General features: G+C 56.7%; 9 protein-coding genes and 1 riboswitch. Of the genes, 5 read left to right on the top strand and 4 right to left on the bottom strand.

The window, feature by feature from the left end; all coding sequences use genetic code 11:
- Positions 1-40 precede the first annotated feature (40 nt).
- From phbB to CU103_RS00385, 5 genes are all read left to right on the top strand, one after another.
- Positions 41-766, top strand: a complete 726-nt coding sequence (gene phbB / locus CU103_RS00405) for a beta-ketoacyl-ACP reductase (protein WP_106661961.1) — start codon at positions 41-43, stop codon at positions 764-766.
- Between the two features lie 640 nt (positions 767-1,406).
- Positions 1,407-4,436, top strand: a complete 3,030-nt coding sequence (locus CU103_RS00400) for a helicase-related protein (RefSeq protein ID WP_106661960.1) — start codon at positions 1,407-1,409, stop codon at positions 4,434-4,436.
- A 19-nt stretch (positions 4,437-4,455) separates the two neighbouring features.
- Positions 4,456-4,860, top strand: a complete 405-nt coding sequence (locus CU103_RS00395; RefSeq protein WP_106661959.1) for an RNA-binding S4 domain-containing protein — start codon at positions 4,456-4,458, stop codon at positions 4,858-4,860.
- Positions 4,861-5,177: 317 nt separating this feature from the next.
- Positions 5,178-5,516: a ferredoxin FdxA gene (gene fdxA / locus CU103_RS00390; RefSeq protein ID WP_106661958.1), complete on the top strand. Its 339-nt coding sequence runs from the start codon at positions 5,178-5,180 to the stop codon at positions 5,514-5,516.
- A 356-nt stretch (positions 5,517-5,872) separates the two neighbouring features.
- Positions 5,873-6,478 (top strand): CarD family transcriptional regulator, encoded by a 606-nt coding sequence (locus CU103_RS00385; protein ID WP_106661957.1) that lies wholly within the window; start codon positions 5,873-5,875, stop codon positions 6,476-6,478.
- Between the two features lie 49 nt (positions 6,479-6,527).
- Here the strand turns inward: CU103_RS00385 and CU103_RS00380 are convergent, their stop codons facing one another.
- From CU103_RS00380 to thiB, 4 genes are all read right to left on the bottom strand, one after another.
- The gene (locus tag CU103_RS00380) at positions 6,528-8,036 is read right to left on the bottom strand and encodes a M48 family metalloprotease (RefSeq protein ID WP_106662577.1); all 1,509 of its coding nucleotides are present in this window, start codon (positions 8,034-8,036) and stop codon (positions 6,528-6,530) included.
- Between the two features lie 118 nt (positions 8,037-8,154).
- Entirely contained in the window at positions 8,155-8,907 is a 753-nt protein-coding gene (thiQ, locus tag CU103_RS00375; RefSeq protein ID WP_106661956.1) for a thiamine ABC transporter ATP-binding protein, read from the bottom strand.
- A complete protein-coding gene (gene thiP, locus CU103_RS00370) occupies positions 8,900-10,534 on the bottom strand; it encodes a thiamine/thiamine pyrophosphate ABC transporter permease (RefSeq protein ID WP_106661955.1) in 1,635 nt (544 codons plus the stop codon). The genes thiQ and thiP overlap by 8 nt, the downstream gene beginning before the upstream one ends.
- Before the next feature lie 4 nt (positions 10,535-10,538).
- On the bottom strand, positions 10,539-11,555 hold the full coding sequence (thiB, locus tag CU103_RS00365) for a thiamine ABC transporter substrate binding subunit (RefSeq protein WP_106661954.1): 1,017 nt from the start codon (positions 11,553-11,555) through the stop codon (positions 10,539-10,541).
- Between the two features lie 44 nt (positions 11,556-11,599).
- A riboswitch (TPP riboswitch) is annotated at positions 11,600-11,719 on the bottom strand.
- Between the last annotated feature and the right edge of the window lie 492 nt (positions 11,720-12,211).

Below are 12,211 nucleotides of genomic sequence, written 5' to 3'. Positions count from 1 at the left end.
GTACATTTCGTTTGAGAGAATCCGTTTAAGGGAGGGCACAATGACAAAAACGGCAATCGTGACAGGTGGGACACGCGGTATCGGCGCTGCCATATGCGTGGCTTTGAAAGCGGCTGGTTACAAGGTCGCGGCAAATTATGCCGGCAATGACGATGCAGCGAAGAAATTCAGCAAGGAAACGGGGATCGCGACCTATAAATGGGACGTGTCAAACTACGAGGAATGCGCTGCAGGGATTGCTAAAATCGAAGCCGACCTCGGTCCGGTAGGCGTGCTCGTAAATAATGCCGGTATCACACGGGATGCAATGTTCCACAAGATGACCCCTGGTCAATGGAGCGAAGTGATCAATACCAATTTGACCAGCCTCTTCAACATGACCCATCCAGTCTGGACCGGTATGCGCGACCGCAAATTCGGGCGGGTAATCAATATCTCTTCCATCAACGGGCAGAAGGGGCAGGCTGGACAGGTTAACTACTCGGCGGCAAAGGCCGGTGATATCGGGTTCACCAAGGCGCTGGCGCAAGAAGGCGCGCGTGCCGGAATTACGGTGAATGCCATCTGTCCCGGCTATATCGGGACCGAGATGGTGAGGGCGATCGACGAGAAAGTGCTTAATGAACGCATTATCCCGCAGATTCCGGTCGGCCGCCTCGGCGAGCCGGAGGAAGTGGCGCGCTGCGTTGTGTTCCTCGCTTCCGACGATGCAGGCTTTATCACCGGTTCGACGCTTTCGGCCAATGGTGGGCAATACTCAAGCTAATTGACGAGAAATGCCGGAAACGCCGCGCGTCTTCTATGCGCGGCGTTTTTTTAAGGAACGTTTCCCATGATCTTGGAAACATGCCCGAATGAATCTTGTCCTATCGAAAGCCGCGCCCGGGATGCTTTGTCCTGTTCGCGTCAATAAAAATTGAACAGTGAACAAAACATGAATAAGTTGGAGCATTGATTCCATCAGCGATTCGTTCCGGCCTGGTGAAATTTCATCGGAAAGGAAGGGATGAAGGAATTGATGTAGTCCTAACCACAAGTATTCATTACTCTTTTAAATTTTCTAGCGGTGTGATGAGGTGCGGTGGCCAAAATGCGTAAAGGTTAATTCAATGCAAGAGGATCACTCGATATGAGAACTCCGGATTCAGCATTTAGTGCGCCCCTCCAGACAAAAATCTATATATGGCCGTGAACAAATCAGGAATCTCATCCTAAAGCTGATTCGTAGCTGATTCGTTCTGCTCGCGTTCTATTTCCTAATGGAACACTCCGTGAATCGGTTCATGATTGTTTATCTCGACAGCCCCGCATACTTTCTGTCGGATGCTGAAAATGCTACTTGGACTGCATGCCCGGCTCGCCTGCTCATTTGGTCAGGCCGTCGCGCCGGTACTGGAATGTAATTGATGAACCTTATGCCCACTCCCGAAATTCCGCTTATCCTGACAGGCCGCGATGTCACAGCCGTCTTGGGGCCGACCAATACGGGAAAAACGCATCTCGCCATCGAACGGATGCTGGCGCACCAGACGGGGATGATCGGCCTGCCACTGCGGCTTCTGGCACGCGAGGTTTATAACCGCGTGGCTGAGCGGGTAGGGGTGAAGAATGTCGCACTGATTACAGGTGAGGAAAAGATCAACCCGCCAGGTGCCCGCTATGCGGTCTGCACCGTAGAAGCCATGCCGCGCCAGACCAGCATGGATTTCGTCGCTATCGATGAAGTGCAGCTTGCCAACGATCTGGAACGTGGTCACATCTTCACCGATCGTATTTTGCATCTTCGCGGGCGCCAGGAAACTTTGTTGCTGGGTGCCGCCACGATGCGCGCCATTCTCGAAAAGCTCCTGCCCGGAATTTCGATGATCACGCGCCCCAGGCTCTCAAATCTCACCTATGCCGGATCGAAAAAGATCACCCGGCTGCCACCGCGTACAGCCGTCGTCGCATTTGCTGCGGAGGAAGTTTATGCGATTGCCGAACTTATCCGGCGGCAGAACGGCGGTGCAGCGGTTGTCATGGGCGCGCTCAGTCCGCGCACGCGCAACGCGCAGGTCGACCTATATCAATCGGGCGATGTGGATTATTTGGTCGCGACCGATGCGATCGGCATGGGCCTCAATCTCGATGTCGATCATGTGGCCTTTGCCCAAGACCGGAAGTTCGATGGCTATCAGTTCCGTGGTCTGTCGCCAGCAGAAATCGGTCAGATCGCCGGCCGCGCCGGCCGTCATTTGCGCGATGGCACTTTTGGTGTCACCGGTCAGGTAGCGGGTTTCTCCGAAGAACTGGTCCAGCGCGTCGAGTCGCATGCGTTTGATTCCGTAAAAATCCTGCAGTGGCGCACCGCCCGCTTCGATTATTCCAGCCTCGACGCACTGAAGCGGTCGATCGATACCGCCGCGCCGGTCGAAGGTTTGACGAGGGCGCTTCCCGCGGTTGACCAGCAAGCGCTGGAATTCCTTTCACGCGACGCGGATGTTGCACCACTTGCTAACACGCCGGAGCGCGTTGCGCTGCTTTGGGACGCCTGCGCGCTGCCCGATTACCGCAAGATCGCGCCGGCGCAGCACGCGGATATCATTGCGTCGATCTATACTGATCTCGCTGAGTCCGGGCATGTTAACGAAACTTATATGGCCGAAGAGGTTCGCCGGGCCGATTCCACCGACGGCGACATCGACGCGCTTTCGCGGCGAATTGCCCAGATCAGAACCTGGACTTTTGTGTCTCACCGGCCCGGATGGCTGGCAGATCAGGCACATTGGCAAGAAAAGACGCGTGAAATTGAGGACAGATTATCAGATGCACTGCATGAACGGTTGACGAAACGCTTCGTAGACCGCAGGACAAGCGTGCTTATGAGGCGCCTGAGAGAGAATACAATGCTAGAAGCCGAAATTAGCCCTGCCGGGGACGTAGTTGTCGAAGGGCACCATGTTGGACATTTGGACGGGTTCCGTTTCACCACGGATGCTCAAGTCGATGGAACAGATGCGAAAGCCGTCAAGGCGGCCGCGCAGAAGGCCCTGGGCGTAGAGTTTGAAAGTCGTGCGGCGCGGTTTGACGCTGCGGCAAACGGCGATTTCGCTCTGGGCTCCGATGGAACCTTGCGCTGGATAGGCGCTCCTGTTGCTTCGGTCGTTTCCGGTGAACAGGCGCTGAAGCCGCGTGCGGTGCTGTTGGCCGACGAGCAACTCACCGGCCCCGCTCGCGACAAGGTTGCGGCGCGGGTAGACCGTTTTCTGGCACACCACATCGAAACCGTGCTGAAGCCGCTTGTGGATCTTGCCAATGCCGACGCACTTGTGGGTATCACCAAGGGGTTGGCGTTCCAGTTGGTCGAGAATTTTGGCGTCCTTCAGCGCCGTGACGTTGCCGAAGACGTCCGGGGCCTCGATCAGGATTCCCGCGCGGCTCTCCGGCGTCTTGGCGTCCGCTTCGGCGCTTATCACATATTCCTGCCGGCATTGCTGAAACCCGCACCAGCGGGCCTGTTATCGCTTTTGTGGGCGCTCAAGGAAGACGCGAAAGATCGCCCAGGGTATGGCGATGTCGTTCAGGTCCTGTCTGCCGGACGTACGTCCGTCGTGACCGATCCGAGCTTCGATCCCGCCTTCTACCGCTTGGCAGGCTACAGGCTTCTTGGACGGCGTGCGGTGCGTATCGATATTCTTGAACGCCTTGCCGATCTCATCCGGCCTGCGCTTGCGTGGAAACCTGGTGCAAGTACACGGCCGGATGGTGCCTATGATGGCACGCGCTTCGTCGTCACGCCGGCAATGATGTCGATTCTCGGCGCGACTGCCGATGATATGGAAGAAATCCTGAAGAACCTCGGCTATCGTCAGGAAGCGGTCGATGCTGCAACCGTCGCTGCGAAGGTCCTTGAACTTGATGCAGCGTCAGCGCCTGCCGCCGCGCAGGAAGTCAGCGAGTCAAACTCGGAAATGCCTTCTGTACCAGAAGCTGTCGAAGCGGTGCAATCGGTTGCAGAAGAACCACAGGTCAGGGCTGATCCGGCAAACGAAGCCAGCGAACCGGGTGACGAACCTGCCAACGTTGCGCCAGAAGAGGCGCCAAAGCCCATATTTCTGTGGCGTCAGGCGCGTTTTGAAGGCCGCGCCAATCGCGGCAACCAGGAGAAGCGCAATCAGCCGAATGGAGGCCAGGTCCGTAATAGCCCGAGCGAACAACGCCAGGCTCGGCCGGAGCGGAATACAAACCAGCAGAATGAACGCGGCGATCGCAAGGATCATTTCCGCGGCAAAGGTAAGCCCGGAGGCAATGAGCGCTTCAAGCAGGAAGGCGGTAAGCCTTCGGGCAAGCCGCAGCCCCACGCAAAGCGTCCGGAGCGTGAAGAACGTCCGGTTAAGATCGACATGGACTCGCCCTTCGCCAAACTCTTGGCCCTGAAGGAACAGATGAAGAAATAGAATGACGGGAATCGCCTGAATGACAGGAGAAGAAAGGCAGCGCGTCGACAAATGGCTGTTTTTCGCTCGGGTCGTCAAATCCCGCTCCTTGGCGGCAAAGCTCGTATCCGGGGGCAAGGTGCGCATAAACAAGGACAAAATCGATCAGCCGTCTCAAGGCGTTAAGCCGGGTGATGTTCTGACGATCAGTCTTGAGCGGCGGATTCTGATCTACCGTGTCCTTTCGGTCGGGACGCGACGTGGTCCGGCCGAGGAAGCGCAAACACTATATGAGGACATATCGCCACCCTTGCCGCCGAAGAACGGCATCAGCCGCCTCGATGGATTGCCGGCCCGTGATGCCGGCAGCGGACGTCCGACGAAACGCCAGCGGCGGCAGGTGGATCGACTGATGCATGGGGATGGCGACGATTCAGACAGCTAGGAGCGCAGGATTGCAGAAATCGGCGCTTTTGTCGAAATGATCTCCTATCTTGAGCGTCGATCTAGAATAATATTCTACGAAATTCGCTAGTAAGGGATAATGATTGCTTGTCGGCCAAGCATCGCGGTGCGATGAATGGCGCAGTGAGTACTTGGGTATGGCCCATGTTCAGGTGTGATGGCGACGAACTTCGGCGTTTGCACGTGATGCGGGCCGCGTTCTGGTGCCGCAGCTTATTTTCCCCCCTTGTCAGCTCGGCGTCAAATCGTTACCTGAACCGCTGACACGCTGATTGTGGTGTCTTCAGGAGCCAGCAAATGACTTATGTTGTGACCGACAATTGCATCCGCTGCAAATACATGGATTGCGTTGAGGTCTGTCCGGTCGACTGTTTTTACGAAGGTGAAAACATGCTCGTCATTCATCCGGATGAATGCATCGATTGCGGCGTTTGTGAGCCCGAATGCCCGGCTGAAGCTATCAAACCAGATACCGAGCCGGGTCTCGACAGCTGGTTGCAGTTGAACGCCGAATATGCCGAAAAATGGCCGAATATTTCCGCGAAACGCGACGCCCCGGCGGATGCCAAAGAGATGGACGGCGTTGAAGGTAAGTTCGAAAAGTTCTTTTCGCCTGAACCCGGTGAGGGTGACTGAATATTTCGTGAATCAGTGTTTGCTCAAGCGTGAATTGCCGTATAATGCAAGTCTTGCAAAAACGCTCTTTTTGAGCAAGTGCAGCAAAAAGTTGATTCTAATCACTTTTCGTGATATGGTCACGGGATATGTTGATCATTGGACGTCAATTTCGTGGCGCTAAAGCATAAATCACCAATCGGCTAGATTTATTTCGGACCTAACAGTTCTGGGTATGGTTGTCTGTTCGCCCACCCACTGCTTCGTCCGGATTGCTTTTGCGCGAATATCTTGGCGGCCGACAAACCGGGTTCCGGTTTCCAGTGATTGGTTTAGCCGGTGCGTTTTGCCGGGCGCAGCAAGGAGTAGTTAAGCGCATGACAGCAGTTCCGCAGAAAAAAGCCGCCGCCCAGCGTATTGGATTCAAGACGGGCGAATTCATTGTATATCCGGCCCACGGCGTAGGCCAAATCGTCAATATCGAAGAACAGGAAGTTGCAGGTCACAAGCTTGAACTGTTTGTTATTGATTTTCAAAAAGATAAAATGCGCTTGAAAGTACCTGTTGCCAAAGCAACTGCAATTGGCATGCGCAAGCTCTCCGAGACCGACTATGTCGATCGTGCGTTGAAGGTTGTACAGGGTCGCGCCCGCATCAAGCGCACCATGTGGTCCCGCCGTGCACAGGAATACGATGCGAAGATCAATTCAGGCGACCTGATCTCGATCTCCGAAGTCGTCCGCGACCTTTTCCGTGCTGACAACCAGCCGGAGCAGTCCTATTCGGAACGCCAGCTTTATGAAGCAGCGCTCGATCGGATGGCTCGTGAAATTTCCGCGGTCAACAAGATGTCGGAAACCGAAGCGGTTCGCCTGATCGAAGTCAACCTTGCCAAGGGACCGAAGCGCGGTGCAAAAGCCGAGGCGGATGCCGAAGTGGAAGCAGATTCCGTTGTGGAAGACGAGCAGGAAGAAGCCGCATAAGCGGGTTCATTCGATTATTTAAAAAAGGCCCGGCATTGCCGGGCCTTTTTTATTCACTAATGACTTTGACCTTGTCCCCGACTGACACAGTCCCCCCGGGCGGTAACGCATTGATCAGCCGGAAGAGATCGAGTTTGCGCTCGGTTCCCATGATCTGGTTAGAGAGACTGGTCAAAGTATCGCCGGGTCTAACCGTGACGACACGGATGCGCAGCGGCTTGATGTTGGCCTTTTCTTGCGGCGTCAACAGGCGGAAACTTTGTATCACTGTCTGCGACGCGGGTGTCAGCGCAGTGCTACCGGTCGGAGCCGCGGTCAGGAAGCGATAAATCCGGTCGCCGGCGTTGACAACAAAAATGTCAAACTCCCAGCGATCGGCCCTGGCCTTGGCGCTTGCTGCCGGCATCCCGTTGAAAGTTGTGGCTGTCACGCTCGCACCGTCCAGACCCGTAACCCAGCCGCTGCGCATGTAGTCGGTCATGGACGGACTGCCCGAAACCTGCGTTCCATCAAAGCGGACCGCCACCTCGCCAGGTCCCGTGGCCATGACTGCGTCGGCACTGTTGTCGATGACGAAACCATCGGGAACGGTGAAGCTCACGCCGAGCAGCGGGTGAACAAAGCTCCGTCCGCGCACATAACCCTCCTCCGGCGTGTCGCCATAGAGAATGCCGTCAATGCCCTGGAGAAAGGAATCACGATCGGTTGTGCCAACGCCCGGTGCCCCGACGCGGCGAGCGTGGCCGCGGGCGAGCTCGATGCGTTGCGGTGCCGAAGGGTGGCTGGCCAGAAAGTCGAGGCTGGCATCTGTCGCACCTGAGACAGTGCGGAAATCCGCATAGGATGCCATCGATTGCAGGAAGCGGGCGGCGGCGAACGGATCATAGCCTGCTTCACCAATCATCTTGATCCCGATAGCATCCGCCTGCAGTTCCTGATTGCGCGAGAATTGCGCCATCCGCAACTTGCCGCGGATCAAGGCTTCGCGTCCGGCGCTATCATCCTGCAGAACCTCCGAGACAACACGTCCGGCGATCTGCGCCTCCTGTTCGCGCTGCTGGCGTTCGATACCATGATTGGCGATCACGTGGCCCATTTCGTGTGCAATGACAGCGGAAAGTTCGGCACTGTCATTCGCAAGCGCCAGCAGACCGCGCGTCACGTAGAGATAGCCGCCCGGCAAAGCGAACGCATTGATGTTGGGCGAGTTCAGGATGGTGATGCGGTAGGTGTGGGTCGGATTGTCGGAGACCGTGGTCAGATTACCCACGACCTTGGCAACCATTCGTTCCAGCTTGGCGTCCTTGTACTCTCCGCCATAGGTCGCGAGAATGCGCGGATGCTGCTCAGCACTGAGTTTTGCCAACCGGTCGTTCTTGGTAACATTGTCGACGGTCACCGGGTTCGATGAAGGACCGAGCGCATCTTCCTTGCCGACATTGAGCACCTGGCACCCCGACAGGAACGCAAGCAATAGCGTCGCCGGCGCAAGGTTCCTGCGGCGAGCGGCTTGAAGCCATCCGTTGCCAGTGGGGGAGTTAAGCGAACCCAGAATCATGTCCTCGTTGTCGTAGCGCATCAGCAGACTCGTATGTCTGTGTTCTTGCTAGCCCGACAAACAGCCTTGAGCAAGAAATTCATTGTCCTCTTAAAGAAGGCAAGGCGTCGAAAATATGTCAAAGGTCAGAGTCTTTCACACCGAGGTATTTCCGCAACAGCGACGGCCTCTTGTCTGACAATAATTCTTTCGCAGGCCCTGAAGCGACGATTTTGCCGTGTTCGAGATAGAACAGCGTCGAGGGCAGGCGCAATGCATCTTCCGGATGATGCGTCACCATAACGATTGTCATCCTTGTATCCTCTTGCAGATTTCCGACGAGATCGAGCATTTCGTGGCGCAGCGCGGGTCCCAGCGAAGCAAAAGCTTCGTCCAGGAGAAGCACGGGCCGGTTGCGCACAAGAGCGCGAGCAATGGCCACGCGCTGGCGTTCGCCACCGGATAACGCTTCCGGCTTGCGTACTTCCTTGCCCGCGAGACCGACTTTCCGGATCGCTTCGCTCACGGCGGTACGATCCGCATTGTTCAATTTGAGGTCCGGCTTGCGGCCCAGCCCGACATTTGCGGCAACATCGAGATGCGCAAAGAGATTGTTGTCCTGAAAAACCATGGAAACGGGGCGCCGGGCCGGGGGTGCATGCGTCACATCTTGGCCACCGATCAGAATCCTGCCAGACTTTGCCGTTTCAAATCCCGCGATGAGATTAAGCAGCGTGGACTTTCCGGACCCGCTTGGGCCGATAATGGCGGCTATCGAGGATGGTGCGATGGCAAGATCGAAATGCATAGCCATATCGCCAAAGTCGAAGCCCACTGCATCGAGCCGGATCGACGCGCCGTCGCTCGCATGTGGCCCGGAAGGCTTAGCCATTATTTCCGCTCTCTGTTCTTGCCAGGCGGCTTGCCCCCCGGTCGGCTATTATCATCAGGAGAAGGCAAAGAAAACCGAGGATAAGAGCCAGGCCGGCGGCATCTTCAGTGCGATAGCTTCCCATGCGCTGCAGCAAAAGAAATGGCAGCGTTTGAATAGAATTGTTGCCAAAAAGTGCAATGGTTCCCAGATCACCGAGCGACAGCGCCATGGCAAAGGCAAACGCAACGCCCAAGGGCCGGGCAAGTGCAGGCCAATCAATGAGCCGGAGCCGGTTCCATCCGGCAATGCCAAGTTGTGCACAGAGCCGGTTATGGCGGCTGGCCGCTGTGTCCCATGACGGGCGCAGAATGCGGAAGGCAAAGGGTATAGCCATCGCTGCGTTGACACTTACGACCATGATCGGCGCAAGACTGAACGGATCGACGAAATGGCGCGACAGGATGAACCAGCCCGCGCCGATCACGATAGGCGGGACGACCATGATCAGGCTTGCACCAAGATCGAGCGCACGCTCGAAGAGCGTGGGTGGCGCGTCACGGCGCTCATTGGCGAGATATTCGCGAGCCATGACCAGTGCGAGCGAAATAATCAGTGAAAGGGCCGCGGCACTTGCGCCAAGGATAAGGCTCGTCAAGATCGCCTGCCAGACAGGTCTTTCGCTGAGCAGCCGGAGCAGATCGGCTGCAAGGCCCGAGACAACGGTTCCAGCAATGGGAAGTCCCACAAACACCAGGCCAAAAAGGATCAGCCCGCCGTCCAGCAGTTTTGCTCCAAGCGGCGGCCTGTCAAAACGACGTGTTGCCGTGTGCAGACTAAACCCTTCTTCCGCCGGCCGGCCGCTCAGCCCCAGCACCGCCAGAACTGCGATTGTCAGGCAGAGTTGCAGCAGCGTCAGCGACACCGCACGTGCAATGTCGAAGTCGAAATGCAACGCTTGGTAAATCGCAACTTCCAGTGTCGTTGCCCGCGGTCCGCCGCCGAGCGTCAGGACAATGGTGAAGGAAGTTATGCACAGCATGAAGATCAAGCCGGCGATGCCGGAGAGATTGCGCCCGATGACGGGCCATTCGATCAGCCGGAAGCGCGCCCATCCATTCATGCCTAATTGGGACGCCAGCTTCCAGTAATCTTCGGGGATGGAATCGAGGCCAGACAGAATCAGCCGGGTCGCAAGAGGCAGGTTGAAAAATACGTGGGCAATGAGGATGCCGGTCAGACCGTAGATATCGGGTATCGCGTCAAGGCCGAGCGCGCGGAAGGTCGCTGCCAGCAGTCCATTGCGGCCGTAGATGCTGGTAATGCCAAGGACCGCGACCAATGCCGGCAACGCCAGCGGCAGAGCAAAGAGCCGCAGGATCATGGCGCGTCCGGGGAACGCCGGATGCGCATGCAGCGCACGGGCGAGCGGAACGGCAAGGGCCACCGACAGCAGCATCGACAGAAGCGCCTGCACCAGCGTGAAGCGCGCAATACGCCATAAATAACTGTCGAAAGTGGCAAAGCCCTCCGTGCGGCCGCCCATCGCTTCAATCGCCAGACTCAACAATGCGCCTCCGGCAAGAATGGCCAGAAGGGCGAGGGCGGACGCCCCCGCCAGAGGTTTCAAGGAGCGGTCTGCCGTCACAGCATTACAAACTCATGGCTGACAACCATTCATCGATCCAGGCCTTGCGGTTCTTTGAGACCTCCTCCGGTGACAAGATCAAAGTCTTTGCTGGCTTCACCAGCGTTTCAAAAGCCGGGTTGAGCGCAGTGCTCGTCTTGGCGGCGGGAAACATCCAATTGTTCTCCGGGATTGCATCCTGAAACGCCGGACTGGTCATGAACGTCAGGAACTGTGCGGATAACGGGTTTTTGGCGCCATTGGCTGTCTGGCCCGCAACCTCCACTTGCAGATAATGACCTTCCTCAAAGGGAGCGGCCTTGTAACGATCGGTCTTTTCAGCAACGATATGATAGGCAGGCGAGGTGGTATAGGAAAGCACAAGCGGCGCTTCGCCCTTGGTGAATAGCCCGTAGGCTTCCGACCAGCCCGGTGTTACCGTCAATACGCGGTCCTTCAGTTTGTCCCAGGCTTCGCCAGCCTTATCGCCATAGACCGATTTCACCCATAGCAGCAGACCGAGGCCAGGCGTCGAGGTGCGCGGATCTTCGATGACGATCTTCTGCTTCGGGTCGCCCTCGACAAGTTCCTTCAGGCTGCCAGGAGGATTTTTCAGTTTTTCCGTGTCGTAGATCACAGCGAAATAGCCATAGTCAAAGGGCACGAACGTATCGTCCTGATAGCCGCCGGGTATGGAGATGGCACTTGTGTCGATGCCGTGCGGTGCAAAGAGGCCGGTTTCGCTGGCCTCGTAGGTCAAATTGGTGTCAAGTCCGAGGACAACATCTGCCTTGGTGGAAGGACCCTCGAGTTTGAGCCGGTTGAGCAGGGCAACCCCATCAGTGACTGCCACAAACTCGACGGTGCAGCCGCACTGCTTTTCGAAAGCTTCCTTGACTTTCGGACCTGGACCCCACTCTGCGGTGAAACTTTCATAGGTATAGACGGTTAGCTTGCCCTCGGCCTTTGCCGGGGCTGTCAGGCCGAGCGCCAATGCGCCGGCCAGAATTGCTGATTTCACAAGTGTATTGAACGGCCGCATCGGCGTCTCCATAGTTACAATTCAAAAGGATTGATGCGCCGGCTTTTACTGCCGCGTCTAATCCCTCCGCCGGTACAAACCGGATCAGGTTCCGCGGGTTGGCAGGATTTCTCCCAAAGCCTCTCAGCCTGTCCTCGGTAAGGCAGGCACCCCGTTAGAGCGTTGCAAAGATTAAAGATAAAGCTGCAGGTGCGCAAGCGGGGCTATCTGCGGGCTCAATGATATGTTTCCTTCCCCGCCACACCCTCATCTCTGAGTCTGGCCATTGAGTGGTTGGGGAAGACGGGCGCCTCTCTCCAACAATTGCGGGGCACATCCCTCGCCGCACAGCGTTTTTCCAACTCGAATGCTGATTTCGGGGGCGCTATTTTCGCCAGACCATCCACAACGGACCGGTTCACGCGAAAGGATCAGCCATGTTTCGTGGTCAAGGATTTCAATATTCAACTGTGAGGGTTCAATCGACAAGGCCGGTGAAGCCGCATGCGATCCTGTTACGGCGCAGAAGACAGAAACTGGTTCCTGCGATCTCGCCTAGCCTCGTTCTAGTCATCGGCGTTGCCATTGCCGGAGTTATGGCCATTTTCCTCGGCATGTCGGGATAGTTTCAACCCAGCTTTATCAAAGCTATGCGACCGGCCCCGCCGCATGCTATG

Origin of the sequence: Phyllobacterium sophorae, assembly GCF_003010965.1 — a bacterium.
In the GTDB taxonomy this organism is placed as follows: Bacteria; Pseudomonadota; Alphaproteobacteria; order Rhizobiales; family Rhizobiaceae; genus Phyllobacterium; species Phyllobacterium sophorae.
The sequence above is the reverse complement of the archived record's forward strand: the minus strand, read 5'-3'. Positions and strand labels throughout refer to the sequence as shown.